At 67.1% G+C, this 26,244-nt stretch carries 25 protein-coding genes and 1 pseudogene; 5 read left to right on the plus strand and 21 right to left on the minus strand.

Going from position 1 to position 26,244, the window contains the following annotated elements; all coding sequences use genetic code 11:
- Positions 1-2 precede the first annotated feature (2 nt).
- The 11 genes from MKD51_RS00320 to MKD51_RS00370 form a co-directional block, all read right to left on the minus strand.
- A complete protein-coding gene (locus tag MKD51_RS00320) occupies positions 3-902 on the minus strand; it encodes a CoA-transferase (RefSeq protein ID WP_240236903.1) in 900 nt (299 codons plus the stop codon).
- The gene (locus tag MKD51_RS00325) at positions 899-1,726 is read right to left on the minus strand and encodes an SDR family NAD(P)-dependent oxidoreductase (RefSeq protein WP_240236904.1); all 828 of its coding nucleotides are present in this window, start codon (positions 1,724-1,726) and stop codon (positions 899-901) included. The genes MKD51_RS00320 and MKD51_RS00325 overlap by 4 nt, the downstream gene beginning before the upstream one ends.
- Entirely contained in the window at positions 1,723-2,490 is a 768-nt protein-coding gene (locus tag MKD51_RS00330) for an SDR family oxidoreductase (RefSeq protein ID WP_240236906.1), read from the minus strand. Before MKD51_RS00330 ends, MKD51_RS00325 begins: the two co-directional genes overlap by 4 nt.
- Entirely contained in the window at positions 2,487-3,641 is a 1,155-nt protein-coding gene (locus tag MKD51_RS00335; RefSeq protein ID WP_240236908.1) for an acyl-CoA dehydrogenase family protein, read from the minus strand. The genes MKD51_RS00330 and MKD51_RS00335 overlap by 4 nt, the downstream gene beginning before the upstream one ends.
- 99 nt (positions 3,642-3,740) lie before the next feature.
- Positions 3,741-4,259: a thioesterase family protein gene (locus MKD51_RS00340; RefSeq protein WP_240236911.1), complete on the minus strand. Its 519-nt coding sequence runs from the start codon at positions 4,257-4,259 to the stop codon at positions 3,741-3,743.
- Positions 4,256-5,326 (minus strand): branched-chain amino acid ABC transporter permease, encoded by a 1,071-nt coding sequence (locus MKD51_RS00345; RefSeq protein ID WP_240236913.1) that lies wholly within the window; start codon positions 5,324-5,326, stop codon positions 4,256-4,258. Before MKD51_RS00345 ends, MKD51_RS00340 begins: the two co-directional genes overlap by 4 nt.
- Positions 5,323-6,213: a branched-chain amino acid ABC transporter permease gene (locus MKD51_RS00350; protein ID WP_240236915.1), complete on the minus strand. Its 891-nt coding sequence runs from the start codon at positions 6,211-6,213 to the stop codon at positions 5,323-5,325. The genes MKD51_RS00345 and MKD51_RS00350 overlap by 4 nt, the downstream gene beginning before the upstream one ends.
- Positions 6,214-6,891, minus strand: coding sequence for an ABC transporter ATP-binding protein (locus MKD51_RS00355; protein WP_240236917.1), 678 nt, complete (start codon positions 6,889-6,891; stop codon positions 6,214-6,216). It abuts the gene before it with no gap.
- Between the two features lie 31 nt (positions 6,892-6,922).
- Positions 6,923-7,714, minus strand: coding sequence for an ABC transporter ATP-binding protein (locus MKD51_RS00360; RefSeq protein WP_240236919.1), 792 nt, complete (start codon positions 7,712-7,714; stop codon positions 6,923-6,925).
- Complete coding sequence (locus tag MKD51_RS00365) at positions 7,711-8,931, minus strand: ABC transporter substrate-binding protein (protein ID WP_240236921.1); 1,221 nt, start codon at positions 8,929-8,931, stop codon at positions 7,711-7,713. The genes MKD51_RS00360 and MKD51_RS00365 overlap by 4 nt, the downstream gene beginning before the upstream one ends.
- A gap of 77 nt (positions 8,932-9,008) precedes the next feature.
- Positions 9,009-10,526, minus strand: a complete 1,518-nt coding sequence (locus tag MKD51_RS00370) for an AMP-binding protein (protein WP_240236923.1) — start codon at positions 10,524-10,526, stop codon at positions 9,009-9,011.
- 168 nt (positions 10,527-10,694) lie between these two features.
- Between MKD51_RS00370 and MKD51_RS00375 the strand changes: the two genes are divergently transcribed.
- From MKD51_RS00375 to MKD51_RS00385, 3 genes are all read left to right on the plus strand, one after another.
- The gene (locus tag MKD51_RS00375) at positions 10,695-10,973 is read left to right on the plus strand and encodes a hypothetical protein (protein ID WP_240236930.1); all 279 of its coding nucleotides are present in this window, start codon (positions 10,695-10,697) and stop codon (positions 10,971-10,973) included.
- 107 nt (positions 10,974-11,080) lie between these two features.
- The gene (locus MKD51_RS00380; RefSeq protein ID WP_240236931.1) at positions 11,081-11,716 is read left to right on the plus strand and encodes a hypothetical protein; all 636 of its coding nucleotides are present in this window, start codon (positions 11,081-11,083) and stop codon (positions 11,714-11,716) included.
- A gap of 14 nt (positions 11,717-11,730) precedes the next feature.
- Positions 11,731-13,068: an FAD-dependent oxidoreductase gene (locus tag MKD51_RS00385; RefSeq protein WP_240236932.1), complete on the plus strand. Its 1,338-nt coding sequence runs from the start codon at positions 11,731-11,733 to the stop codon at positions 13,066-13,068.
- Here the strand turns inward: MKD51_RS00385 and MKD51_RS00390 are convergent.
- Both MKD51_RS00390 and MKD51_RS00395 read right to left on the minus strand, forming a co-directional pair.
- Positions 13,065-13,838, minus strand: coding sequence for an FCD domain-containing protein (locus MKD51_RS00390; protein WP_240236933.1), 774 nt, complete (start codon positions 13,836-13,838; stop codon positions 13,065-13,067). The two genes, MKD51_RS00385 and MKD51_RS00390, sit on opposite strands and share 4 nt — an antisense overlap.
- 135 nt (positions 13,839-13,973) lie before the next feature.
- Positions 13,974-15,542 (minus strand): annotated as a pseudogene (locus MKD51_RS00395) (FAD-binding protein); the annotation flags it as partial.
- Positions 15,543-15,705: 163 nt separating this feature from the next.
- Here MKD51_RS00395 and MKD51_RS00400 point away from each other — a divergent pair.
- Complete coding sequence (locus tag MKD51_RS00400) at positions 15,706-16,410, plus strand: DUF4286 family protein (RefSeq protein WP_240236934.1); 705 nt, start codon at positions 15,706-15,708, stop codon at positions 16,408-16,410.
- On the opposite strand, the gene MKD51_RS00405 is transcribed toward MKD51_RS00400, so the two are convergent.
- Complete coding sequence (locus tag MKD51_RS00405) at positions 16,388-16,798, minus strand: nuclear transport factor 2 family protein (protein WP_240236935.1); 411 nt, start codon at positions 16,796-16,798, stop codon at positions 16,388-16,390. The genes MKD51_RS00400 and MKD51_RS00405 overlap by 23 nt on opposite strands.
- Positions 16,799-16,906: 108 nt before the next feature.
- Between MKD51_RS00405 and MKD51_RS00410 the strand changes: the two genes are divergently transcribed.
- Complete coding sequence (locus MKD51_RS00410; protein ID WP_240236936.1) at positions 16,907-17,764, plus strand: LLM class F420-dependent oxidoreductase; 858 nt, start codon at positions 16,907-16,909, stop codon at positions 17,762-17,764.
- Between the two features lie 130 nt (positions 17,765-17,894).
- On the opposite strand, the gene MKD51_RS00415 is transcribed toward MKD51_RS00410, so the two are convergent.
- The 7 genes from MKD51_RS00415 to MKD51_RS00445 all read right to left on the minus strand — a co-directional run bounded on the left by MKD51_RS00415 (position 17,895) and on the right by MKD51_RS00445 (position 26,230).
- A complete protein-coding gene (locus MKD51_RS00415; RefSeq protein ID WP_240236937.1) occupies positions 17,895-18,200 on the minus strand; it encodes a putative quinol monooxygenase in 306 nt (101 codons plus the stop codon).
- Entirely contained in the window at positions 18,197-18,793 is a 597-nt protein-coding gene (locus MKD51_RS00420; protein ID WP_240236938.1) for a glycerol-3-phosphate responsive antiterminator, read from the minus strand. Before MKD51_RS00420 ends, MKD51_RS00415 begins: the two co-directional genes overlap by 4 nt.
- Positions 18,794-18,802: 9 nt before the next feature.
- Positions 18,803-20,335, minus strand: a complete 1,533-nt coding sequence (locus tag MKD51_RS00425) for an FAD-binding oxidoreductase (protein ID WP_240236940.1) — start codon at positions 20,333-20,335, stop codon at positions 18,803-18,805.
- Positions 20,332-22,092: a glycerol-3-phosphate dehydrogenase/oxidase gene (locus tag MKD51_RS00430; RefSeq protein ID WP_240236942.1), complete on the minus strand. Its 1,761-nt coding sequence runs from the start codon at positions 22,090-22,092 to the stop codon at positions 20,332-20,334. Before MKD51_RS00430 ends, MKD51_RS00425 begins: the two co-directional genes overlap by 4 nt.
- 1 nt (position 22,093) lies before the next feature.
- Positions 22,094-23,629 carry an FGGY family carbohydrate kinase gene (locus tag MKD51_RS00435; RefSeq protein ID WP_240236944.1) on the minus strand — a complete coding sequence of 512 codons (1,536 nt, stop codon included), beginning with the start codon at positions 23,627-23,629 and terminating at the stop codon, positions 22,094-22,096.
- Between the two features lie 11 nt (positions 23,630-23,640).
- The gene (locus tag MKD51_RS00440; protein WP_240236946.1) at positions 23,641-25,074 is read right to left on the minus strand and encodes an MFS transporter; all 1,434 of its coding nucleotides are present in this window, start codon (positions 25,072-25,074) and stop codon (positions 23,641-23,643) included.
- 214 nt (positions 25,075-25,288) lie between these two features.
- Positions 25,289-26,230 carry a sugar-binding domain-containing protein gene (locus MKD51_RS00445; RefSeq protein WP_240236948.1) on the minus strand — a complete coding sequence of 314 codons (942 nt, stop codon included), beginning with the start codon at positions 26,228-26,230 and terminating at the stop codon, positions 25,289-25,291.
- Positions 26,231-26,244 lie beyond the last annotated feature (14 nt).

Here is a 26,244-nt window from a genome sequence, read left to right on the forward strand (position 1 = left end):
CCTCAGTACTCGTTGATGGAGAGCAGCGTGCGGATGCCGATGCGCTCGAGGTATTCGGCGTGGTCAGCGGGGCCGACGATGTACTCCTCGATGTAGGCGTCAAGGTCGGTGCGGTCACCGCTCTTCAGCCAGGTCGTCGCGACAGCGAGGTACTGCTTGATGTGCTCTGCGTCGGGAACGTAGTAGCCATCCGCGGAGTACGGGTGCGACCCGAACGGTGCGCGGATGATGCCCGTCGCTCCCGGGATGCTCGTCTTCAGCGGATCCGCTCGGATCTGCTCCGGCGACACCACCTTCTCGACCGACACGTAGGTGGCGCTCGCTGCGTTGTACATCGCGATGTCGCCGTAGCGCGTTCCGTTGTGCTGCACGTTGCCGTAGATGTCACTCACCGACGCATGGAGGAAGCAAACATCGATCTCGATCGCCGGCACCGCGATAAGCAGCTCGTCGTTGATCGGGTCGCGGTACTGCTTGAGCTTCGGGTTGACCTTCGGCAGGTCGGTGCCGACGCCCGCCCGCCAGGGGTTGTACGGCACGCGCTGCGCCGAGGCACGCAGGCCCGCGTAGAAGTGCGCCTCGTCGAGCTCGAAGATGTCGAGGCTGCCATCCTGCGCCGCCTTGCGGAAGGCGGGCCCGATGCCCGCGAAGCCCTCTGCGCCGACGTAGGGCGAGATGACGTGGCTTGCGACGCCCGCGGCGATGAGCAGGTCAGTCTCGAGCCCTGAGGATGCGGCCCCCACGACGGTGAGGTTGCGACGGCCGTCCTTGATCAGCTGTCGCACGATCGCCATCGGGTGGCCCGAATTGATGAAGCCGCCGATGGAGATGGTCATGCCGTCATCGACCGCAGCTGCAGCCTCGGCGACCTCGATGATCTTGGATGCGCGCTCGCCGCTCATCGGGTCACTTCCCACTCCGTCGTGTGCTCGACGCGGTAGTCGGTGCGATACCAGCGCGGGTGCCCGTGGATGGTCTGCCCGCCGTCGACCGGCACCGAGACGCCGGTGAGGAACGAGTTCTCGGGCGAGCTCAGGAAGAGCACCACGGATGCGACGTCCTCGGGGATGCCGAGTCGGCCGGAGGGCGTATCCGACAGCAGGATCTCTCGGTGCGCATCCCCGTTCTCCCCCGTGAGCATCGGGCCGGTCATGCCGGTCTCGATCACACCGGGCTCGACGCAGTTCACACGGATGCGGTGGTTGCCGAGCTCGGATGCCAGCCCGGTCGCGAGCATCTTCACCCCCGCCTTCGTGGCGCAGTAGGCACCCAGCAGATCGGAGTACTGCGATGCGCCCGACGACGCGTTGATCACGATCGATCCACCGAGTCGCGCGTCGATCATCGAGCGCGCGACCGCCTGGCAGATGGCGAAGGTGCCGGTGAAGTTCACGTCGACGTGACGGTGCCACTCCTTGAGCGGCTGGTCGATCAGCGACGAGAACTTGCCGTAGCCAGCGTTCGCGAAGAGCGCGGTGATCGGCCCGAGTGCTGCGATCGCCCCTGCGACCCCCGCCTCGACTGCATCGTGGTCGGTCTGGTCGACTGCCGCGGCGTGCACCTTCACGCCCTCGGCCTCGCACAGGGCGACGGTCTCGGCGAGCAGCTCGACCTTGCGGTCGAAGACCGCAACGTCGCGGCCGGCCTTCGCGAATCCGACTGCCGTTGTCTGGCCGATGTCACCGGCTGCGCCGGTGACGAGTGCGGCGCCTAGTTGCTCGCTCATACTGCGGTATACCCTCCGTCGAAGTTGATGACGGCCCCCGTCATGAAACGGGAGGCGTCGGAGACCATGAACACCAGCGGTGCGCCGATCTCGCTGGGATCAGCGATTCGCTTCTGCGGGATCTTCCGCAGCAGCGCCGTCGTGGCCGCCTCATCCGCCAGCACATCGCCAGGCATGTCCGTGGCGAAGTAGCCGGGCGAGAGGGCGTTGACCCGCACCTCTTCGCGAGCGAGCTCGACGGCGAGCGCGCGGGTGAGACCCACGACACCCGCCTTGCTGGCGGCATAGGCCGCCTGCCCGCGAACGCCGACGGAAGCGGCCAGCGAGGCGATGTTGACGATGGATGTGCTGCGCTCACGCGTGCGATGCTGCAGGAAGGACTGGATCGCGAAGAACGTTCCGTTGAGATTCACGTCGACGATGCGCTGCCAGTCCTCGACGGAGACGTCGAGGACGTCGGCTTGATGTGCCTGCGCCGCGTTGTTGACGATGGCGTCGAACGGCCCGACCTCGGCTGCCAGCTCGGCGAAGGCTGCCGCGACCGCCTCGGCATCGGTGGCGTCGAGGGCGCGGGGCGTTGCCTGCCCCCCGGCTGCGCGGATGACTGCTGCCTGCTCGACGAGCAGGTGCTCGCGTCGGCCGGTGAGGATCACGTGCGCGCCGGCCTGCGCCATGGCGGCGGCAGCTGCCGCTCCGAGGCCGGCCGATGCCCCCGTCACGATGACGACGCGGCCGTCGAGCCGGAAGGTGTCGAGCACGCTCACAGTCGGATCCCCATGCCCCGTGCGATCACGATCTTCTGGATCTCGCTGGTGCCGCCGCCGATCTCGAGGTATTTGCAGTCGCGGTAGTGCCGCGACACGGGGTACTCGTCGCAGAATCCGTAGCCGCCGAAGATCTGCACGGCCTCGCGTGTCGCGGAGACGTAGTCGCGGGTGGCCGAAAGCTTGGCGATCGACGCCACGTTGACCGCATCCGGGTCGCCAGCGTCGACCAGGGTGGCGGCGTGCATCGTGAGCGCGTGGTTCGCTTCGATCGCGACCCGCATCTCGACGAGCTTGTCTGCGATCAGCTGGTGACCGCCGATGGGCTTGCCGAACGTCTGGCGCTCCTTCGCATACGCGAGGCAGCGATCGAGGAGGTCCCGGAGCGCACCGACACTGAGCGCTGCAAGCAGGAGGCGCTCATTCGCCAGGCCCGGCAGGACGCCGTTCCAGCCCTGCCCCACTTCCCCCAGCACCTCATTCGCGGGCACCCGCACATCGGCGAAGAACACCTCGCAGAGGTCGAGACCCTTGAGCCCCATCTTCGAGAGCTTGCGGACGGAGACGCCGGTGAGCGACGGATCGATCATCAGCGTCGTGATCCCGTCACGCTTGCCGCCTCCGGTGGAGGTGCGCACTCCGGTCACGATGACATCGGAGACCGCGGCGCCCGTGATGAAGACCTTCGATCCGTTCACGATGTAGTCGTCGCCGTCGAGGACCGCCGTCGTCCGCAGCGCGGCAGCGTCGGATCCGGAACCCGGCTCCGTGAGCGCGAAGGCAACGTTGTCGCCGTCGAGGATGCGCGGCATCCACACGGCCTTCTGCTCGTCGGTGCCCAAGCGATCAATCGCCTCGGCGCCCAGCACCCAGAGGGAGAAGTACGCCTGGCCGACGACGAGGTTGTGGCGGGCGAGCGCCTCGTGCACGAGCACGAGATCCTGAGCGCTCGCGCCGGCACCGCCGGCCTCCTCCGAGATGGGGAGTGCCGACCATCCTGCGCTCGCGAGCGCGTCCATGACCTCTTGCGGGTACCGCGCCTCACGATCGAGCATCGCGGAGTACTCGTCGGTGACGATGCTCGCGCAGATCTGATCGATCGCGTCGATCATCATCTGCTGCTCTTCACTGAGCGTGCTCGAGATTGCCATCACATTTCCTTCTCGCTTGCCTACGTTTGTAGGTAATCATGCTTGTCCTACAAGTGTCAAGTCGACAAGAAAAATGTCCTCGACCTGCGTGGGTCAGTACTACGAGACGTGGGACATGCGGCTGCTCAGGGCCGAGCTGGCCAAGGAATCCCAGGCAGCGAACTCCGCGTCTCGAGCCAAGCCCTTGGTCAGTAGCGCCACGGTGTCGCCGGCGAATCGCACGACGCGCCTGGTCTCAAGGCTCACATTCAGCAGCACGGTCTCCAGGCTGCTGGAGAGCAAGCCCCGATCCTCGTCGACGAGGTACGTCATCGTCTGCACGGCGGTCTCCGTCGCATCGACCAAGCGCATCCTGCAGGTAAATCGGGTGCCCAATCGCACCTCCCGCAGGTAGCGCGCGCGGTGCTCGATCGAGAACAGGCCCATGCCCGTCCGCACCGGGTACTCCAGGTCGAGGCCGAACGCACCGCATCCGGCTATCGTCGCCCTCGTCTGCACGTTCAGGTACTCCAGCACGGTCATGTGGCCCATGACATCCAGTTGCTCCGGCTCAACGGATCCTTCGCTTACGATCGGCACGCCGGCCAGATCGTCGAACGCGGGGGCACGGAGGCTCATGTCCGCGCACCGCTCGGCGCCGGGACGGCCGGCTCATCGAGCCCTGCCACTGGCTTCACGCGCGACCGCCGACGACGGACGAGCGAGATCAGCCCGCCCGGCACGAACAGCACGAGCAGGATGTAGACGATGCCGAGCACAAGGTCGTGCGAGGTCACGGCGCGCTCGAGGTAGGTGGGCAGCTCATGCACCCACGCCTGGCGATCGAGCTGGTCCAGCATCGGGCCGCTCAGCCGCACCAGGAACGCACCCAGGATCGGGCCGAGCAGGGTTCCGGGGCCACCGATGATGACGATGAGCAGCACCTGCACCTGGATGTGCAGGCCGAGCTGCTCCGGCGAAGCGATCTGCAGCAGCACGGCGTTCAGCGCGCCGGCAAGGCCTGCGATCGCCCCCGACACGGTGAGCGCGACAAGCTTCTGACCGGCGATGTTGACACCCAGTGATTGCGCGCGCACGCGGTTGTCACGAATGCCAGCCCACAGTGACCCTATGGGAGCCCGCTTCAGCACCGTCATGATGCCGAGGACCACGAGCATCAGCACGGCGGTCAGCATGTAGAAGCCGGTCGAGCCGAAGTTCACGTTGAGCGCATCTGGCAGTCCCGTGACGCGCAGGCCGTTCTCGCCACCCGTCAGCCCGAGGATGTCGGTGCCGGCTGCCGTGAAGGCCGCCTGCGCAATCGCGAGGGTGACGATCCCGAAGAAGATCCCGCGGATGTGCGAGGTCATCAATCCGAGCACGAAGCCGACAGCCGCCGTCATTGCGATTGCCAGCAGGATGGCGGTGACGATGTCGACGCCGAGCTTGGTCAGGTTGGCCACCGTGTAGCTCGCGAAGCCGAAGAAGAGCGCCTGCCCAAGCGAGAACAGCCCCATCTGGCCGAGCAGCACGTTATACGACATCCCGAAGATCGCGAAGATGCAGATGTCTGCTGCGACGAGCACCCAGTACTCGTTGGCGAGCCACAGCGGCAGCGTCAAGATCGCGAGCACCGCGACTGCCCCGATGGCGATCCGGATCCAGGTCTGCCGAGAGAACTCGGGGAGCAATGTTGTGCGGCTCACGTTCGTGACACTTCCTTCGAGAACAGCCCTTGCGGCCTCAGCAGCAGGACGATGATCAGCAGGCCGACGACCACGAAGTTCTGCGCGCCGAGCCAGAAGTACGAGACGAAGGAGGAGAGCACGCCGATCAGGATCGCTCCGACGGCCGAACCCACATAGGAGCCCAATCCGCCAACCACGACGATGCCGAATGCGAGGATCAGCAGCTCGTCGCCAAGCAGGGGATACGTGCCTTGGTAGAAGTAGAGACCGGCTGCGCCCGCGAATCCGGCCATGGCAGCACCGATGGTGAACACCCACATGAACACCGAGTTCACATTGATGCGCAGCGACTGCACCATGTCGGGGTCCTGAACTCCCGCGCGGATGAGCAGGCCGATCTTCGACTTGTTCATCAGCAGGTACGCGCCAACGAATACGAGCACGCCGAGTCCGATCAGGATCAGCCGGAAGATCTGCACGTAGCCGCCCAAGAAGGGGACGGTGTCGCCGATCCCCGGAGTCGGTGCGACCGTTGCGAAGTTGGGCCCGAACCCGATGTGCACGAGTTCCGTGAGGATCAGTGCGACGCCGAGGGTCAGCAGCAACTGCCGGAGGTGCGCGGTGAGCTGATCTTGCGCCCTGTAGAAGCGGCGGATCAGCAGCCGCTCCACGACAAACCCGAGGACACCCACGCCGACGGTCGCTGCCACGAACGCCACGAAGATGTTCGAGACAGCCGCGACGCTCAGGGCGATGTATGAGCCGACGAGGAAGAACGCTCCGTGTGCAAAGTTGGGCACGTCGAGGAGCCCGAAGATCATGGTCAGGCCCGACGACACGAGGAAGAGGATGGCCGCGAGCGCGAGCCCGTTCACGAGGAGCGTGGCGGTTGTAGCGAGATCCATTTACCGCTCCTTATGGGTGGAGATCGTGAGGTACTTCTCAGTGACCGTGCTTTCGCTGGTGAGCTCACTTGCCGGGCCCTCAGCAACGGTGACTCCGTCGTCGATCACCATGAAGTGCTGGCTGAGACGCCGAGCGGCGTCGAGATTCTGCTCGACCAGCAGGATCGAGATCTCTCCCTTCAGCGCCCGAAGCGCTGCGACGAGCTCGTCGATGGCCAGCGGAGCAAGCCCCTTCGTCGGCTCATCGAGCACGAGCAGCTTCGGGTCTTGCAGCAGCGCGCGACCGATTGCGAGCATCTGCTGCTGGCCGCCCGAGAGCGCGCCCGATGGCTGCTTCAGGCGCTCCCGAAGGATCGGGAACATGTCCAGGATCGTGTCCCGCGACAGCGAGCCACGAGCTTCGACCATTCGCAGGTTCTCTTCGACCGTGAGCGTCGGAAACATCCCGCGGCGCTCCGGCACGTAGCCGATGCCGCGCCGGCTGACTTCGTAGGGCGCGAGACCCACAAGAGATTCGCCGTCGAACTCCACCGTGCCGCTCGTCAGTGGCAGGAAGCCGAGGATCGCTTGCAGCGTCGTGGTCTTGCCTGCGCCATTGCGACCCAGGATGACCGTGACATCGCCCTCGGGTAGATCGACCGATACGTCGGTAAGGATGTGGAACGGCCCGATCGACACATCGATCTTCCGCACTTCGAGCAGTCGGTTGTCAACCAAGGGACGGGTCCTCTCCGAGATATGCCTTCTTCACTGCAGCGTCACCGGCGACCGCCGCGGGCGTGTCGAACGCGATGAGCGTCCCGCGGTCGAGCACCGCGACCCGATCGGAGATCTCGAAGATTAGCGAGATCTTGTGCTCGACGATCACCATGCTCGCTCCCGTTCGCTCGCGGGCACGTGCGATTGTTTCCGTGAGGCCCGCAACGTCGCCGGCAGCCATGCCCGCGCTCGGCTCGTCGAGGAGCATCACCCGGCCACCGGCCGCCAGGAGCATCGCGACCTCAAGGCCTCGCGCCTGTCCGTGCCCAAGCGTGCTCGCCGGTCGGTCTTCTGAACCCTCAAGTCGCGTTGCAGACAGCGCCTCGCGAACGGCGACCGAAACTCGGTCCCCGCGCACCCGGCCCATCCACCAGGAGAACTGTCCCCCTCGGCTGGCAAGTGCGGCGTAGCGGATGTTCTCCCCAACTGTCATGGTCGGAAACACCGTCGTCGACTGGAAGCTGCGCGCCAGCCCGGATCGCGCTCGCTGATACACCGGCACGCGGGTGATGTCGTTCCCAAAGAACGACACCGACCCCGCGTCCGGCTTGCTCTGGCCGCTGATGATGTTGAGCAGCGTGCTCTTGCCTGCGCCATTCGGCCCGATGAGCCCGACGACTTCACCGTCCTTCACGTCGATCGACACGTCCTGGAGCGCTCGGATGCCGCCGAATGTCACCGAAACTTCGTGAGTCTCTATCACCGCTGGGGGCGAGGCAGTCGTCATGGTGCGGCCCGTCACTGCTCGATCGGGCTGATGACCGGAGTTGCGCTGTCTTCAAGCGTGAAGGTGTCGACGATCGTCACAGCGCCATCGGCGCCGACCGTCGCTTCATAGAAGCTCTGCAGGAAGGTGTGATCCTCTGCTCGCACCTCGAACTCGCCCTTGATCGATTCGCCGGTGAGATTCGAAAGCGCAGCCGTGACAGATTCGCTGTCAGTGGTCCCCGCTTCCCGAATCGCCTGCACCGCGATCATGCCGGCGACACCCGAGTCTCCCGCGTAGACGTCGGGTTCGATGCCGCCGCTGAGCTCTGTGAAGGTCTCGACGAACTGCGCATTCAGATCGCCCGGAACGGACGCGGAGTAGATCGCGAAGTACTTGAGCTTCGGTGCGACGCCACCCATCGCTTCGATCGTGTCGCGCTGCGGCAGCAGCGTGACAACCTCAGAGGAGTCGGGGATGCCCGCATCGCCCAGGTTCTGCCAGAGCGTCGGACCTCCCGATCCGGCGAAGGTGACGACGACGAGGACATCGGGACTCGCGTTTCGGATGCGCTCCGCCACTGCCGTGTAGTCACGGGAATCGAGCGGAGCGAAGATGGGCTCGCTCACTGACTCACCGCCAGCTGCGGTGAGGTTCTCCTGCCAGGCTGCCGCGGCCGACTGCCCGTAGGCGTAGTCGGGAGCGAGCACGAGGAAGCTCTCGCCCGCCTGGATATCCGCGACTGCGGCACCCATCTGCGCCTCCTGCAGCGCATCGCGCGATGTGCGGAACGTATAGGGGCTGAAGCCGGTGAGATCGCTCGTCGCAGAGATCGAGAAAATAGCAGGAACCTGCGCGTCGGCAAAGATCGGCGCAGCCGAGACGGCGCTTGCCGACGACATCGGACCGAATACGAGGTCGGGCTGATCCTGCTGCAGGAGACCGCGAGCCTGCGCTGGCACGGCGCCTGCGTCGGAGCCGTCGTCGAGAACGACGAACTGAATCTCCCGGCCGTCAATCTCGTTCGTGCCGTCGGTCGCGAGCGAGACGCCTGCACGCACGCCGTACTCGAAGTCGGGGCCGAGCGCTGCGAGTGAGCCGGACGAGGTTGAATGGATGCCGAGGACGATGGGGCCAGCGTCGTCACTGCCCGTTCCCCCTGTCGCCGGCCCGCTGCACGCACTGATGAGCAGTGCCGTCGTGGCCAGAGCAGCAACCGCTGCCCCTGACCTCAGTTTGCGAGATGAATGCATGTCAGGACCTCCTTGTCCTACAAAGACTTACGATGAAGATGACTGTACGGAACTTGTCAGGCAAGTGCAACTGCGCGCTACCTGGCGTCTCGGAGCCTTAGGGCGGCCTTATCGGGCTTGCCTAGACGCGTCAAGGGAAGCCCGGCGAGCTCGATGACGTCATCGGGCGCCCACCACTTCGGCAATGTATTTGTGACATGAGCTCGAACCGCGGCGGCCGAGGGAAGCTGCACACCAGTTCGCATCACGACATAGGCGATCGGGCGTTCACCCCATCGATCATCCGCACGCGCGACGACGGCTGCTGCTTCGACATCTGCCATGTCCAACAGCGCGCGCTCGAGTCGCAGCGTCGAGATCCACTCGCCACCGGATTTCACGGCGTCCTTCTCCCGGTCGAGAAGGGTCAGCTCTTCGGCCTCCCCGATCGCTGCGATGTCTCCGGTCGCGTACCAGTCACCATCGCCAGCGAGCACGAAAGGGCCGCGAATCTGGAGTCGAGGGCTCGCGTCGTCACTCTCGACCAAGCTGCGGATCTCTAGCAATGGCACGGGCCGGCCCATGTCGTCAGCATCCGACGACCGCTGATAGGTGCCGGTGCCCATCGACTCCGTCATGCCCCAGCCGGTCACGGGCTCGGCACCGAGCTGATCGCGGATTCGTGCCCGCAGCCCGGGTTCGAGCACGGATCCGCTGCAGATGATTTCCCTGAGATGGCGTGGCCGTAGGCTCGGATCGGCCTCGACGCTCGCACAGATGTCGTGCCACAGGGTCGGAACACCGCCGGCCAGCGTAACCGCTGCATCACGCAACAGCGCCGCGATAGCCGCCCCCCTCGTGTCACGACCGGGCAGCACCACATCCGCTCCCGCCAGGATGGCGACGAACGGCATGTTCCACGCGTTCGCGTGGAAGAACTGCGGGAGCGGCATCACTCGGTCCGAGCTGCGAATGCCCATCGCGTTCGCGTTGCCCTGCACCAATGCATGCAGCAGCACACGACGGTGGCTGACGGGGAAGGATTTCGGCGCCCCCGTCGTGCCCCCTGTGTGGAAGACATAGGCCACGTCGGTCTCAGGATGAGTTGGCAGTTGCTCGAGGCACGCGGGCTCCCGCTCCGTCAATGCTTCGAACGCGACCCAGCCGGCAGCATCAGCGGCCACGTGACTCCCGATCACGATGATCGTCACGCCGTCGGCTTCCAGCTTTCGCACGATCGGCAGAATTGTCTGCTCGAGATCGGGGGTGCTGAGCAGTTCGACGTCGACGATGGCGGCAGCCACCGGGGCTTCGGCCATCAGCCGCCCGATGTCGTCGCCTGCCAGCCGGAAGTTGATGTTGTCCAGGGTTGCGCCCAGCACTGGCACGGCGAGCATGCACTGCAGGTACTCGATGCTGTTCCAACCGAGCCCGACGACCCTCGACCCCCTGGTGACGCCGATCGCCCGCAACCCTTCGACGAGTCGCAGCGTCGCTTCGGCGACCGCCCGCTGGGTCACGGCCTGGCGCTGCCCATCGTGCGCCCAAGTGATCTGGCTGTGTGGCGCTGCATGCGCCAACCGCCAGAGGATGTGCCGAATCCTCAGGTCATCCACCGTGGCTCCTTTGCAACCTGTCAATGGTCCCTCTTGACTGACAATAGCGGTCTGCTACGTTGATGGACAATCGCATGACTGCATATCCCGACGAAGGGAACGCTCGTGACTCCGAGGCCGACGCCACCGCCGACGTCGATTCTCGTCCGTGCAGTCCTCACCCCGGCCGTGTCGGAGGACGAGTTCGATGCCTGGTATCGCGAGGAGCATCTGCCGCAGGCTGCAGTCCAGCTCGGCGCACGCACTGCAAGCCGGTTGTGGAGTCTGGACGAGGCCGACGGACTCGTCCACTACGCCCGCTACGACTTCGACACCAACGAGCATCTCGAGGCAGCGCTGCAGGGCGAGCCGATCTCGTTCCTGATCACCCACTTCACCTCCAGATGGGGAGACACTGTCGCGCGCACGCGCTCCCGCGCGACTGCCGTCGAAAGCCTGGCCGGGTGAACGCCGCAGCTATGCGAGTCGGTGTCGTGATGCCGAGCGTCAACACGGTGCTCGAGTCGTGGTTCCCCTACGCGCTCCCGGAACACATCCGGATGGCATCTGCACGGATGCCGCTCGGCGCGGAGGCGACGCCGCAGGCGATCGAGGCGATGGACGAGTTCGGCATCGAAGCCGCGATCACGCTCTCGGGCAGCAGACCATCGGCGATCCTCTACGCCTGCACGGCGTCGAGCCTGCTTGCCGGTCGTGCGTACGACCTCGAGCTGATGCGCCGGATCAGCGCTGCCACAGGCGTGACCACGTTGACCACGACGGAGTGCGTGCTGCGCGCCCTGGACGAGCTCGAGATCGGCACCATCGCGGCTGCGTCACCGTATGCGGGCAAGCTCGCGAGCGCGGAAGGGGCATTCCTGCGCTCGTGTGGGCTGGACGTCGCCGGTGAAGCGCATCTGGGGATAGCCGGCAGCTTCGAACTTGCGCTTCCGACGGATGCCGAGATCGTGCATCTGGGTCTGGATGCGTGGGGGGCCGCCGAAGGGCGCGCCGAAGGGCTCTTCATCGGGTGCATGAACCTGCACTCCCATCGGGTCGCCGCGCAGCTGGAGCAGTTGATTGGGGCACCGGTGGTGACCGCCACCACCGCGAGCCTGTGGGCCATGCTGCAGACCGTCGGATCCGATGTGACGCTGGAGGGATTCGGTCGACTGCTCGCTCGAACCACCTGCCGAGCGCCACGTGACTAGTGCGAGGAGCACACATGCCTGCAGAGACTGCTGACGATAGCTTCGCCGTCGACGTCATCGTCATCGGCGCGGGAATAGGCGGCCTGACGATCGCGTCCGAGCTCGCGCGCCGCGGCTATGAGGTTGGCGTCGTCGAGATCGGCGATCACGTCGGAGGATCGGCCGTGCTCTCCGAGGGGTACGTCTGGACCGCACTCGACGAGGATGCGTTCCTCAATGAGGATCCGGACGGGGATGCCTCCAAGTTCCTTGCGATGCGCGCCGAGCTGTTCGAAGCCCTCGCGGAGCTCGAAGGGAGAGGCATCGAGGTCGGTCCGGTGCTCGAGAACGTCCTCGGCTTCGGAACCGGTCGCCAGCTGGACATCGGGCGCTACATCGATCACTGCACGCGCGTCGTCGAGAGTGCGGGCGGATGGGTGCTGCTCGAGCATGAGGTCGAGTCGCTCGTGACGCGGTCGGGGGCCGTGACCGGAGTCGTCGTCCGGGATCCCGAGGGTGCGACCGAGCCGATCGCTGCACGGGCAGTGGTGATCGCCACCGGCGGGTTCCAGGGCAGCCCCCAACTGCGCTCGGAGTTCATCGGCCCGTGGGCAAGTGATCTGCTGCTGCGTGCCAACCCCGCGAGCATCGGTGGCGGAGTCGAGCTGGGCCGGAGCGTGGGCGCAGCCCTTTCACTCGGTGGCGACGGTTTCTACGGCCACCTTGTTCCGTATCCGCTCGATCGCTGGGACCCCTCGAACTACACAGCGCTGTCGCAGTACCACAGCGATGAAGGCGTCTTGCTCTCGCGCGAGGGTCAACGCTTCGCCGACGAGGCGCACGGCGACCATGTCAACGCGCAGGAAGTCGCGAAGGTCGGCCGAGCGCTGCTGTTCATCGACGATGAGTTGTGGCAGAGGCGTGGGGCAGCTGTCTTCATCCCCGGGATGCCCGCGCTGGACAAGGTCAGGGATGCCGTCGAGATCGGCGCGCATGTTTCGGTCGCGGACAACCTCGCCGAGCTCGTCGCGCCCGTCGCATCATGGGGATTCGACGCCGACGCGACGCTCGCCTCGCTGACTGAAGTGCAGCGTACGGCGACCGGCCCGCGAGGCAGCGCGCTTCGGCAGCCCCCATTTGCCCTGATGGAGGTGCAGTCCGCGATCACCTTCACCCTCGGAGGCCTCAGCACGGGCGTGCACGGCCAGGTTCTGAATGAGGCTGGCGGCACCGTTCCTGGGCTCTGGGCCGCCGGCGTGGACGCCGGAGGGTTGAACGTCCGCGGCTATACAGGAGGCCTCGTGCGTGGGCTGGTTCTCGGTCGCATCACCGCTCGTGCGATCGACGCCGCGCTGCAGCGCGACGAGCGCTAGTTTCGCGCCGCTGTCTGCTGCTCCAGAGCCTCGGGGCCCGCCTTAGCGTTGATGTGCTCGCGCAGATAGTCGAGGTGGTTGCGCATTGCGAGCGCCGCAGCTTCGCTGTCCTCATCGCGGATCGCGTGGTGCAGCGCGATGTGGTGGCCGACTGCCACGCGCCCGAACTCCTCATCGATATAGACGAAGGCCAGCGGTCGTGCCGTGGAGTGCAACGCGGCGACAAATGCCGCAAGCACCCGGTTTCCCGAGGCATTGGCGATCTCCGAGTGGAACCGCGCGTTGAACTCCGGAACCGCGGGATCGTCGAAGGTCGTGCTGCGCTCTTGATCGATGATCTCGCTCAGCACGGCCAGACTGGCCTCGGAACGATGCTGCGCAGCAAGCCTCGCGCTCGGCACCTCGAGTAGATCGCGGAAATTCGACACCTCGGCCGGAGTGACCGAGCCCAGATCGAGGATCGCCCCCAACCGCTCCGCGACGATGCGTGACAGCGCGTTGTGATCCACGCTTTGCACGTACATGCCGCTCGTCGTGCCGTGACCCTTAGCCAGCAGTCCCGCTTCAGAGAGTGAGCGGAGCGCTTCCCGGATCGTTGCCCGGCTGACGTTGAAGGACTGCGCCAGTGCGTTCTCGCTGGGGATGCGATCGCCCTCAGCAAGTTCGCCCTCAAGGATCGCGCGCCTGAGCTGCGTCTCGACCTGCTGCCGCGGGCGCTGCACCGGGATGGCTGCGAAGCCCAACTCGGCTGCAACTTTTAGATTCGTCATACGAACTCTCCCTTGCTCAGGTCACCTTGACCAGCGCGGCCTACGCCGCCAGCATATGACATGGTCAGACAAGCATTCTGTAAGTCGCGCCCACTGCCGGACAGTCGGCCGTGGGACTAGAGCAATGCCACGGGTTCAATGCCAGATCCCGGTCTCGCCTGCGATGTGGCGGGCCGCAAGCCAGCTGAACGCCGTCGCTCGGGCGTTCGCAATGCCGCTGTTGTACCAATACCCCTCGACCAGGGCGGCGCCGGAGTTGCCGGTGCAGTAGAGGCCGTCGATGGGCCGATCTCGCCAGTCGAGCACGCGCGCATTGGTGTCGAATCGAAGACCGCCTCGCCCGCCAAGCGTTGCCTGCTCCATCTTGAACGCGTAGAGCTTGCCCTCGAGCGGGCGCAGGTTCGGGTTCGGCGTCACGTCGCGGTCACCGTTGTTGCGCCCATACGCCATCGTTCCGCGCCCGAACTCAGGGTCCTCACCGCTCGCTGCATGCTCGTTGAACCTCGCGAGCGTAGCCTCGAAGGCGGCCGCGGCGAGGCCGAGAGCGTCGGCAAGCGAGGAAGCATCGTCGGCACGAACGAGCCAATCGGGAACCTCCCCCGGGGCGACAGAGCCCAGCCAGTACTTGTCCTTCCATGCCTGGTCGAAGACGAAGTACGCCGTGCGATTCGGATACTGCTGCGTCTTGGCGTCGATACGGTTCATGGCCGAGACGACATCGCGGTAGAACGACTCGTCGGCGAACCGCACACCCTTGTCGTTCACGACCATCCCACCCGGGAACGCAGGCTCGCGCACGAACAGGCGCCACAGCGGTCGACCGTTGAAGACCTCGCCCGGGATGTTGACGGCTGGCACGAGGATCTCACCGCTGATCGGGGAGAACGAGGCGCCTGCCTCGAGGGCGAGCGTGATCGCCTCGCCGTCGACCGTCGGGATGCCCGCGGGGTTCGCGGGCGGGTGCGGATCGAACATCTGCTGCATCCGCTTGTTCCAGTCGTACGCACCGGCCGCGAGGACGACGTTGCTGGCGGTGAGTTCGACGGGCCCGTCGGGCGTCTCAAACTCGAGCCTCCAGTGGTCCCGCTCGCGACGCAGGCCGACCAGCCGGTGCTCGAGGGCAACGGTCGCGCCACTCGCCAGAGCCGAGCGGAGCAGGTAGCCGGCCGTTGCCGATCCAAACCCGACCCAGCCGTCCTCACGGCGGGATGCGAGGAGTTCGTGATCCCACCGGTCGACCGTTCCATAGCCGCCCCACCGCTGGACCTCGGCCCAGGACGTCGGAATCCGTTCGTAGATCGGCGACCGGAGCAACGCATCCGCCCACTCACCAGGAAGCGTCTTCGTGTCGAAGACCGGTGATGCGATGTAGCGGCCCGCGGCAGTGCCAAACGGTGACTCGGCGTAGTAGTCGGGGTAGTTCGAGATGACCTCGTACGGCACGTCGCACGCGTCGGCGAGCTCATCGACCGACGGCGCCACCGCTTCCATGAAGGCCCGTGTGATGGTGATGTCGTTGTGGCCAGCGGCGAGGTGGTCGACGTGGGCGATCGCATCCTCGACGCTGTCGACGTACCCCTCGGCCCCGGCGCGCGCTGACCCCGGCACCCACGTCAAGCCGGTCGAGTAGGCGTAGGTTCCGCCCACCGACCCGGATGCCTCGAGGACGGCGACGGAGAGTTGCGCTTGCGCGCATAGACCGCTGCCGCCAGACCCGCTCCGCCAGCGCCGATCACTGCAACATCAAGATGCGACTCCATCGTCATCACTTCCTCCGCCTCACTGCGAATCTTGCTCCGCTTGACTGACAATGTACTATCAGACGCAAAACGACAGCAAGCCCGACGATCACCCCACGGAGGCGACGATGCTGCATCTCGGCACCGGCCAACTGCTCTGGATGCTGCAGCCCGACGACACCGTCGAGGACGAGTGGAACGAGTGGTACGACACCGAGCATGTGGCGGCGCTCATGCGTGTGCCGGGCTTCCTCAACGGCGCTCGCTACCGACTCGAGCGCACATTGGCCGGCGTGACACCGCCGCGCTATCTCGCCTCGTATGAGCTCGACGACCTCGACGTGCTGGAGTCGGAGAGCTACCGCTCGAACCGCTCCTCGCTCGGTGAGGGGATGCGCCGTCACTGGACGCAGCGGATGCTCGGTGAGGTCACGTACGCAGCCGGCGGGATGTACCACGTGCGCGACGCGTGGCAGCGGCCGGCGACGCAGCCGGTGCTGCCGGCACCGCGACTGCTGCTGATCGGGTTGGCAAGCGGTGCCGCACAGGAGTCGTGGCTCGACGAGCACCTTCCGAGCCTGCGAGCACAAGCCGGTGTTCGCGGATACCGCAGCCTCGCCCTCGCAGCAGGCTCACCGCGGATCGCGGGCATGCGAGACCGCGCAGAGGCGGCACAGCTGCTGATCGTCTGCGCTCTCGATGCTGAGAGCGACCCCCAGGAGCCGCTGGTCGCTCTGTGCGCGGATCGGACGGCGTCGGAGGTCACCGCTGCGAGCTACCTACCGATCTTCGCCGCCTTTGGCCAGGCGGCTACAACCCCTTCGGCTCCGTGATCCGAAGCCATGGCGGGATGGTCGTCACATCCGACTGCCACAGCGCGACGTGCTGGCGCCGAACGATCAGCCAGGTGCCGCCGGCCTCGACCCCGTCGCCGGTCAGTTCGACGTGACACCCCGCTAGGTCGTGGACGGTGGACGCGTACTGTGCGGTCGCGCGCTGCACGAAGGCGGCAACACCTGCACCGCCGACCAGCACTTGGGCGTCACCGTTGTAGACACTTTGCGCCTCCGGGGAGAAGCATTCCCAATCCCCCACGTCGATGCACACCACGCCGCGCTGCAGTGTGTAGCGGATCGCGACTGAGGCCTCCGCGGACGGTCTCGTCATCTCGCGCTGTTCCCGACTGGCTGGCCCGGCAGTGCAGGTCACGACCTTGATCAAATTGCTAACAATGGACAGAATAGGCTTGCCTTACAATTGACGCGTCGCGCTTCATCTGTCGACGCCGGAGGCACGGACTGTCAGCATCAACGAAGAGAGACGGTAGTCATGAGAGTCGGAGTCCACCTTCCCCAGTGGGGCGCCGGAGCGAATCGCTCGGCCGTGATCGATCTCGCGCAGGCCGCGGAGGAGAGCGGCTTCGACTCGGTCTGGGTCGCCGACCACATCGTGCTGCCCGTCGAGTCGAACTCCGACTATCCGTATCGCGGCAGCGGTACGCCGTTCGCGCCGGAGGACGGATTCCTCGAAGGTCTCACGATGCTCGCCGCGGTCGCAGGCGCGACCACGAAGGTCGGCCTGGGTACGAGCGTGCTCGTGCTGCCCATGCGGCACCCGCTCGAGGTCGCGAAGATCGCAAGCACGATCGACCTGCTGTCCGACGGCAGACTGCAGCTCGCGGTCGGCGCAGGCTGGATGCGCGAGGAGTTCGACGCGCTTGACCAGCGTTTCGATGCGCGCGGGCGCCGCATGGACGAGCAGATCGAGATCATGCGGCTCGCGTGGACCAAGGGGATTTTCGCTTACTCCGGCGAGTTCTACGACTTCCCAGAGCTCGCCTGCCTGCCGCTGCCCGTGCAGCCGAGCGGTCCACCACTGCTGATCGGGGGACTCGGCCCGACCGCGTTCCGTCGCATCAAGCGTCACGGCGACGGCTGGCAGGTGCTCGGCGCCGACTTCGACGCACTCACCGAGATGCGCACCAGGCTCGACGAGCTCGGTCCCGGCAAGATCCTCAGCACGTCGACAGGCATGCCTCGCACAGCAGAGAAAGCCATCAACCGTCTGCGCTCGCTGGCCGCCGCCGGAGTCGACCAAGTCGTGCTCAACTCGATCGAGACGCCGGCCGATCTGCTGGCCCGACTCCAGATGTATCGCGACGAGGTGTTCCCCGCTGTTTCTACTTGACCACGCTGCGGGGGCGGGGCTTGGCACCCCTGCCGTGGCAGCACGTCTGACGGCGAAGTGCGCAAGCTCGACCCCGAATCGCTCGGCCCGCGGCCGACGGCGTGCGAGCGCCGCCGCGTCGCGTGCAAACTCAGCCGATGACGCCGTCGCCCTCGTAGCCGACGACCACGCGGCTCTCCAGCAGCGGGATGATCTGCATCTTGCCGATCGAGGCGAAGTGGGCGCTCTCGCGATGCGCGGTGAACGCATCCCGGCCCTCATAGACCTCGACGATCGTGAACACGTGCGGGCGCTCGAGGTCGCGAGCGATCTCATACGAGAGGTTGCCCGGTTCCTGCCGGCTCGCGGCTGCCAGCGTGGGCAGCAGCTCCGCCACCCGATCGGCAGTGTCGGGCTTGGCGGTGTAGGTCGCGACGACCAGGTAGTTGCTGCTCACACGTCTTCCTTCCGGTAGTTCCAGAGCGAGCGCTGGCTCGTCGAGACGCCGGCGGCACCGCACGCCAGCGCCGCGAGCAGCGAGCGCTCGTTGGTCACGAACCCACCCGCGATCACGGGCGAGATGTTCATCACCGGCTCATCCATCACATAGGGCAGCACGGGAGCCGGCATGATCTGCACGAAGCTGGGATGCGACCCCTCCAGCCCGTGGGTCGAGCGCGGCAGGTTCAGCCGATCGGTGACGAAGAGCTTCTGCATCGCCACCATGCCGGTCGACTCGATGCGGCCCACGGCGCTCGCCCGGGTGGTGACGATGCCGGCGGCACCGATCTTCGCGAGGAAGTCGATGCCGCCGCGGTCGACGACGAGTCCTGCGACGCTGTCGGCGTTCACGAACCCGAAGCGCTCATGCGCCGCCAGGTTCGCCAGCGCCGGCTCGAGGTCGAGCAGGTCGAGGTTGGCGACGATGCCGATCGGCGCATCGGCGTCGAGGAACGCGCTCACGTCGTCTCGCGTGAACATCGCCGGGATCACCGGCCGCGTGCGGAGCTTGGTGGTGAGCCAGCCACGACGCCGTGTGAGCGCATCCATCGGCTGATGCTACCCGCGCAGCCCCAGCTTGCCGGGGTTCAGGATGTTCTTCGGGTCAAGCACGCGCTTGACCGTCTCGAGCACCCCGAATGCCCCGCCGAGCGAGCGCTCCATGAAGCGAGAGCGCAACAGACCGACGCCGTGATGGTGGCTGAGCGTCGCACCGTGGCGGATGATCACCTCGTTCGCCGCGTTCCAGGCCGCCTCGTACCAGTCGGCACGCTCCTCGACCGCGACGTCGCCGCGGAGCGAGAAGTAGAGGCAGGCACTGTCGACGTAGGCGTGCGACTGGTGCGCAGAGCCCGCGAGCGTGCCGGGCACGCCCTGCAGCGCCTCGACGACCTCATCGTAGATGGCCGGCAGATCCTTCCAGACGCCGATCATCTCGAGCGTGTCGGCGACGAGGCCCGGGCTCTTCTTGAATCCCTCGGCGCTCTTACCTGTGAGGTAGCGAGTGTCGAGCCAGCGCTCGAAGATCACGTCGCTGTCCAGCGGGGTGCCGCCCACCTCGCGGCAGACTCGCTCCGCGATCTCGAGGCCCGCATCCACCAGACCTGGCGCGCCCTCGTCGGCGACGAGCAGCACGTGGCGCTCGGGCTCGTCGAACTGCAGGCCGCTCTCGAGCGCGTCATAGAGGCGCAGCGCCGCAGGCGTCGCACCCTCCTGCATGATGCGGCGGCATGCCTCAAGCCCATCGGCGAACGAGTCGAAGCCGTAGGCGATCGCACGACCGTAGTCCGGCAGGCGCTCGAGCTTCAGCCGCACGCGCGTGATGACGCCGAGCGTGCCCTCCGAGCCGATGAACAGCTGCATGAGATCCGGCCCGACGGCCGCGCGAGCGGTGCCGCCGAACGACACCCTCTCGCCGTCGGCGAGCACGACGTCGATGCCGACGACCATGTCTTCGATCTTGCCGTAGCGGGTCGAGAGCTGGCCTGCGCCGCGGCACGCGACCCAGCCGCCGACCGTCGAGATCGCATAGCTCGAGGGCCAGTGGCCGGAGGTCATGCCGAAGTCGCGCTGCACCATCTCTTCGAACAGATCGCCGAACATGCCGGCCTCCACGTCGATGATCTGGCTCTGCTCGTCGAACGAGACGAACCTGTCGAGCCCGCACACGTCGAGCACGATGCCGCCCTTGAGCGGCAGTGCGGCGCCCGTCACGTTCGAGCGGCCCGCCGAGACGGTGAGGGGGATCGCGTTCGCCGAGGCGATGCGGCACACCGCCTGCACCTGCTCCTCGGTCGAGACCTTCACGATCACCGCGTCCGTGATCGCCGGTGCGCCGCTGGTCTCAGCGACCATCGTGCGCGCCCACCAGTCGCGCGTGCCGGCGATGACCTCCGCCTGCTCGGTGATGACGGTGTCGGATGCGTCACGCAGCTCGGCGAGCACGGCCTCGGAGACGTCGGTGGTGCCGATGGCGAGCGATGCGCGCTCCGCCGGAGCCGCATTGGCCGGTGCCCAGCCCGGTTGGCTCGGCGCGCCGACGGTGTAGTTGCCGCGGTTGTACCCACGCTTCACTGCTTCCTTGCTGATCATGCTGACGTTCCCATCTGTGCTGGCTGGTTCGCGGATGCGCCGGTGGTGCCGGCGGGGTCGGTGGACGTGGCGGCGGGGATCGCGGTGCCGAGCAGGATCGCCTTCTCCTTGGCGGTCGCGGCGCGATACTCCTGCACCTGGCGCTCACGCTCGGCATCGCTGAAGCCGAGCTCGCGCTGGAGCAGCGCGGCCACTCGGGGGGCGGCGGCAGCCGAGGCGTCGCGCGCCTGGATGCGGCTGCGCGTGCGGCGGCTGAGGATGTCGTCGACGCTGCGAGCCAGCTCGTGGCGGGCCGAGTAGACGACCTCCGCCTCGAGGTAGGGCAGGCCCGCAACGATCGGCGCAGCCAGCGACGTGTCGGCGGCCAGGATCTGGCTGACGAACGCCGACTCGGTGCCGTAGCGCTCGCCCAGGTGCGAGGCCAGCCCGCCGGAGGCGACGACCGCCTCGGGGTCGTAGCCAGCCGCGCCCAGCACGTAGGCGTCCTTCGTCTGCACGCGGCGGCGCTCGCCCAGCACCTTCTGCGCGGCGTCGATCGTCTGCTCTGCCATGTGGCGGGATGTGGTGAGCTTGCCGCCCACGACCGTCACGAGGCCGTCGTGGTCGGTGCGGATCTCGTGGTTGCGCTTGACCTCGATGGTCTTGCCGCCCGGCGGGGCGACGAGCGGGCGGGTGCCGGCGATCGAGCCGAGCACCTCCTCGGGCTCGATCTCCATGTTGAGCGCGGTGCGGGCGCCATCGAGCAGGAAGTCGAGCTCCTCGCGCGTGCAGTGCACGTCGTCGAGGTCGCCGCGGTAGTCCTCGTCGGTGGTGCCGAGATAGGAGGTGTCGCCCCAGCGGGTGATGGTGGCGCGGCGATTGCGGCCCGGCACCGGGATCGTCACGGTGCAGTCGTTCTGGATCTTCAACCACGGCACGGCCACGTGCACGCCCTTGGCAGGTCGGATGCTGGGCACATCGGCGTCCTTCGCTGCACCGTTCCAGTCGCGCAGCCACGAACCGACCGCGATCACGACCGAGCGGCCGTGCACGTCGATCTGCTCGCCGTCGACCTCGGCGACGACGCCAGCGACCTTGCCGGCGTGACGGCGGACATCCGTCACCTTCGCGCCGTTGAGCACCGTCGCACCGTGGAAGGCGGCCGTGCGCGCGATCGCAAGTGTGAGACGGGCGTCGTCGGCGCGCGCGTCGAAGTAGAGGAAGCCGCCGTCGAGGTTGTCGGTCTTGAAGGTCGGGCAGTGGGCGAGCACCTCGTTCTTGGAGAGCTTCTGGTGCAGGATGCCCTCGCGCCAGCCGCCGGCCAGGTCGTACGTCCACAGCAGCGACTCGAAGCCAGCCGCCAGACGGCGGTCGAAGACGCCGTCCACGCTCATGACGGGGAAGAGGAACGGCAGCCGCTGCACGAGGTGGCGGGCGTTCTTGCGCAGCCGCTGGCGCTCGAGCAGCGAATGCCGCACGAGTGGCAGGTTGCCCTGCTCGATGTAGCGCAGGCCGCCGTGGATCATCTTCGACGACTTCGACGACGTGCCGGAGGCGAAGTCGTCCTTCTCGAGCAGCGCCACCATGTAGCCGCGCAGCGCCGCATCCATCGCGGCGTAGGCGCCGGTGATGCCGCCGCCCACGATCACGATGTCGTAGCGCTCGGTGCGCAGCTGCTCGACCTGCTGCGCACGGGTGAGCTGCAGCGGCTCGGTGATCGTCATGCGCTCTCGCGCCCGGTCGGTCTTGCGGGCCGGCAGGCCCATCAGCTTGGCCATCTCAGCTCTCCTCGTCGTTCTCGGTCACGGTCGTCTCGCGCACTCGGCGCACCTCCTCGTTGACGCGCTCACGCCAGACGCCGACTCGTTCGTCGCGCTCGGCGCGGTCGATGGCGGGCTCGAACACGGCCTCCTGCACGAGCGTCGCCGTGGCGGCCTCCATGTCTGGCCAGACGGAGCCGCTGCCCGCAAGGAATGCGGCGCCGCGGATGCTCGCCACGTCGGTCGTGCGCAGCCGGCGCTGCGGCACCTGCGTCAGATCGGCCTGCATCTGCAGCAGCGGGTCGCTCAGCGACAGGCCACCGCCGACGAGCACGCTCGCCACGTCGACGCCGGCGACCTCCGCGTCCGCCTCGAGGCTCCACGCCATCGAGTGCGCGATGCCCTCGAGCACCGCGGCGGCCACATCGGCCTTGGTGGTCGAGAAGTCGAAGCCGGTGAGGGCCGAGCGCACGCCCGGCTCGACGACAGGCATCCGCACCCCCGTCATCGCCGGCAGGAATCGCACCTGGCGGCGAGCGGATGCGCTGGCCGCGGCGGCAGAGATGGCACGCGCGTCGTCGAACCAGCCGAGCGTGCCGCACAGCCAGTCGATCGCGCTGCCGGTGGCGGCGGTGAAGGTCTCGACCGTGAAGCGGGAGCGCTGCTGCGCACGCCAGGCGACGAGCGACAGCGTGCCCTCGTAGCGGCCGGGGTTCGCGGGCGTCGACGAGCCCAAGTTGAGGTCGACGAAGGAGCCCGTGCCGTGCACGCACATGGCGTCGCCCGGCTCGAGGGCGCCGAGGCCCAGCATCCCGGCGTGCTGGTCGCCGAGCACTGCCCACACCGGCACCTCGATGCCGAGCAGCGCCGGGTCGGTGATGCCGAAGTCGTCCTGGTCGTCGCGCAGCGCTGGCAGCAGCTCGCGAGGGAAGCCGAGCGCGTCGAGGTAGTCGGTCTCGTAGCGGTGCTCGGCGATCACGTAGGCGCCGCAGCTGGTGGCGTTCGTCGCGGTGGTGAGCAGCGGTCGGCCCTGCACCAGGTTCCAGAGCAGCCAGGTGTCGACGGTGCCGAACCCCAGCGTGCCGCGCTGATGCGCCTGCCGCACCCGCGCATCCGTCTCGATCAACCGCATCGCGGTGAGGTACGGCGAGCGCACGCCCACCGGGCGGCCGACGGCGGGGATCAGTCGCGCATCCCACTCGGGGGCGATGGCCGCGAGCTCATCGGCATGCCGGGTGTCCTGCCAGACGATGGCCGGGGTGAGCGGCTCGCCTGTGGCGGTGTCCCACAGCACGGTGGTGGCGCGCTGGGTGGCGATCGCGCAGCCGACGATCGCCACCCCCTCGCGCCGAGCATCGGCGACGGCGTGCTGCACGGCCTCGATCGTCTTGCGGAGGATCTCGGCAGGGTCCTGCTCGACCACGCGGGGTCGCGGGGCCGACACGGTGAGGCGCTCGTAGTGGAGGCCCCCGACCGTGCCGTCGCCTGCGACCCACGCGGCACGGGTGCCGGTGGTGCCCTCGTCGATGGCGAGGATGCCGTTGCGAATGCTCATGCGGCTGCCTCTCAGCGAGCCGCGACCGGGGCGGCCTCGGCGTCGGCGAACTGCGGTGCGTCGAGCTCCTCGTCGGGGCTGACCGCTGCACGGCCGGGCTCCCACTTGATGATCGAGCAGATGATGCACGCGGTCAGCGGCACGAGCGCCAGGATCAGGAAGGTCGGGCCCAGGCCCAGCTGCTCCTTGAGCAGCGGGAAGACCATCAGGCCCAGCGCTGCGCCGAGGGAGCCGATCGCACCGATGATGCCGTTGGCACCGGCCCGCAGCTCGCTGCGGAACGACAGCGTCGACAGGCTCTTGCCGTTGGCACCGGGGCCGCCGGAGTGGAACAGGATGAACAGGCTCGGCACGACGAAGGCCAACCACAACGGCATGGTCTCGAAGAAGAAGCCCATGATGACGAGCATCGCGAACACCAGACCGAAGCCGATGGCCGAGGCGCGGCGCAGGCCGAGCTTGCCGGCGATGAACGACGACGAGAAGCCGCCGACGATGCCGAACAGGTTGAAGATGAGCGCCCCGACCGTCGCGAGCACGAAGTCGCCTTCGCCGAACAGCGCGATGGAGATGATCGGCAGATACCAGCCGACGGCGAAGTACTGGATCGACTGGCCCATCTGCACCGTGGAGGCGAGGATCGTGCGCTGCAGGTAGGTGCCGCGGAAGATCAGTGCGACGTTCCGGATGCCCTTGGTCGCGAGGTTACGCACCGGAACGCGATCTTCGAGCGGCGCTGCCTCGAAGCGCTCCTTGTAGATCTTGGACATCGACTGCGCGGCGCGCTCGAGGCGCTCCTTGCGGGCGAGCCAGGTTGGGCTCTCGACCATGAACGTCGCCTGGGCGATGAACAGCACGAGCGCGACGGCGCCGGCGGCTCCGACGGCCCAGCGCCAGATGGCGTCGCCGACATCCATGTTGTAGAACATGATCGCCAGCAGCAGGTTGCTGGAGACGGCGGTGTACCAGATGCCCTGCCAGGTGTTCAGGCGGCTCTTGAAGCGGGCGGGCGTGAACTCGGCGAGCAGCGCCATCGCGATCGCGAAGTCGATGCCATAGGCGGCGCCCACGAAGAAGCGGCCGGCGACGACGAGCTCGAAGGTGGGGGCGAATGCCGCGATGCCGGCGCCCGCGAGTGCGAGCACCTTGGCGATCAGCAGCGGCGGGATGCGGCCCCAGCGGTCGGCCATCCAGCCGCCGATCGGGTTGAACACCAATGCGACCCACGACGCCATCGACGTGAGCAGGGCGATCTGGGTGGGCGAGAGCTCGAGGTCGCGCGTCATCGGCCCGAGACCGGCGCTCAGTGCGGAGTTGGAGAACGCGTCGAGGAACAGGCCGCCGAGGGCCAGCCACCAGATGACGCCGGCGCGACCACGGATGCCGGGGCGCGAGTCGATGTAGCTCACGACGTCGTGGACGCCGCGAAGGATGTTCGTTGCCATGGGATTGACCTCTCTGTCAGCCCCGACAGGTGCAACGTCAACATGAGAAAAGGGCACACGAAGAACTCCTGTCAGGAGTCTTCGTATTGCCCTGTTCACCGCGACACTACACGAGCCCCGATGCACCGGCAACGAGCGGCGCCTCGGCTTGCCCTCGCCACTGCGATGCACAGGGCTGACCGCGCAACCTGACTGTGCGGCTGCCGGAATCCCTTCAGCCTCGCAACAGCTCGTCAGCCAAGGAGTCGTCGACGATGACGGTGTCGACGTAGCCTCCGGCGATCGCGGCGCGCGCCGCGCTCGCCTTCGCAGCGCCCGCGGCGATGCCGATCGACCGCTCGCGCTCGCGCAGGGTGGCGAGATCGACGCCCATGGTGCGTGCATCGAGCAGCGCGTCGACAACCTCACCGTCGGCACCGATGAACCGAGAGATCACGTCGCCCATGGCGCCCTCGGCCTGCAGCGCATCGATGCCGCTCGACTGGATGTAGCCGGAGGAGACCAGCACCGACTCGCGCGTGAGCCGGCCGAGGGAGAACATCGCGATGGGCGCGCGCGCTGCGCCCTCGAGCGCCGCGCGCACGCTCCGATCCGTCTCCAGCGCCACGCGAACCTCGGCGCTGTCGACGATCGCCGGCACCTGCAGGATGTGCGCCCGACCGTGCCCCCGCTGCGCGAAACGGGTCATCATCTCGCCAGCGCTGTTCGCGTAGCCACTCACGGGAATCGCGCCGTTGAGCTGGAAGACCTGCACGTCGCGCGCCCAGCGGTCGGCGAGCACCTCGCTGACCGCATGCATCGTGGTGCCCCACCCAACGGCGATCGAACCGCCCGTCAGCTCGAGCGAGGCGAGGTAGAACGCCCCCGCCGACGCGACCGCGAAGGTGCGAAGCTCCGACTCGTCGCCGTGCTCGGCTGCCGATGCGACGACGACGGCCTCTCGCAGCCCGAAGCGCTGCTCGAGCGCGACTTCTGCATCGGTCAAGCGGCTCAGCGGATGACGGATGTCGATGTGCACGATGCCTCGGCGCTCGGCCGACGCGAGCAGCCTGCCCACCTTGACGCGGCTGACGCCCAGCTTCGCCGCGACCTGCGCCTGCGTCAGCTCGGAGCGATAGTAGAGGTAGGCCGCGCGCAGCGTCAGTCGGTCTTCCATCATCCCCATCATGT

This window comes from Agrococcus sp. ARC_14, from assembly GCF_022436485.1.
Classification (GTDB): Bacteria; Actinomycetota; Actinomycetes; order Actinomycetales; family Microbacteriaceae; genus Agrococcus.

Excerpts from the sequence above, each read along its gene's own strand:
- MKD51_RS00320 (WP_240236903.1), bottom strand. The coding sequence starts at position 902 with ATGAGCGGCGAGCGCGCATCCAAGATCATCGAGGTCGCCGAGGCTGCA.
- MKD51_RS00325 (WP_240236904.1), bottom strand. The coding sequence starts at position 1,726 with ATGAGCGAGCAACTAGGCGCCGCACTCGTCACCGGCGCAGCCGGTGAC.
- MKD51_RS00335 (WP_240236908.1), bottom strand. The coding sequence starts at position 3,641 with ATGGCAATCTCGAGCACGCTCAGTGAAGAGCAGCAGATGATGATCGAC.
- MKD51_RS00340 (WP_240236911.1), bottom strand. The coding sequence starts at position 4,259 with ATGAGCCTCCGTGCCCCCGCGTTCGACGATCTGGCCGGCGTGCCGATC.
- MKD51_RS00350 (WP_240236915.1), bottom strand. The coding sequence starts at position 6,213 with ATGGATCTCGCTACAACCGCCACGCTCCTCGTGAACGGGCTCGCGCTC.
- MKD51_RS00365 (WP_240236921.1), bottom strand. The coding sequence starts at position 8,931 with ATGCATTCATCTCGCAAACTGAGGTCAGGGGCAGCGGTTGCTGCTCTG.
- MKD51_RS00380 (WP_240236931.1), top strand. The coding sequence starts at position 11,081 with ATGCCGCTCGGCGCGGAGGCGACGCCGCAGGCGATCGAGGCGATGGAC.
- MKD51_RS00385 (WP_240236932.1), top strand. The coding sequence starts at position 11,731 with ATGCCTGCAGAGACTGCTGACGATAGCTTCGCCGTCGACGTCATCGTC.
- MKD51_RS00390 (WP_240236933.1), bottom strand. The coding sequence starts at position 13,838 with ATGACGAATCTAAAAGTTGCAGCCGAGTTGGGCTTCGCAGCCATCCCG.
- MKD51_RS00400 (WP_240236934.1), top strand. The coding sequence starts at position 15,706 with ATGCTGCATCTCGGCACCGGCCAACTGCTCTGGATGCTGCAGCCCGAC.
- MKD51_RS00410 (WP_240236936.1), top strand. The coding sequence starts at position 16,907 with ATGAGAGTCGGAGTCCACCTTCCCCAGTGGGGCGCCGGAGCGAATCGC.
- MKD51_RS00420 (WP_240236938.1), bottom strand. The coding sequence starts at position 18,793 with ATGGATGCGCTCACACGGCGTCGTGGCTGGCTCACCACCAAGCTCCGC.
- MKD51_RS00425 (WP_240236940.1), bottom strand. The coding sequence starts at position 20,335 with ATGATCAGCAAGGAAGCAGTGAAGCGTGGGTACAACCGCGGCAACTAC.
- MKD51_RS00430 (WP_240236942.1), bottom strand. The coding sequence starts at position 22,092 with ATGGCCAAGCTGATGGGCCTGCCGGCCCGCAAGACCGACCGGGCGCGA.
- MKD51_RS00435 (WP_240236944.1), bottom strand. The coding sequence starts at position 23,629 with ATGAGCATTCGCAACGGCATCCTCGCCATCGACGAGGGCACCACCGGC.
- MKD51_RS00440 (WP_240236946.1), bottom strand. The coding sequence starts at position 25,074 with ATGGCAACGAACATCCTTCGCGGCGTCCACGACGTCGTGAGCTACATC.
- MKD51_RS00445 (WP_240236948.1), bottom strand. The coding sequence starts at position 26,230 with ATGGAAGACCGACTGACGCTGCGCGCGGCCTACCTCTACTATCGCTCC.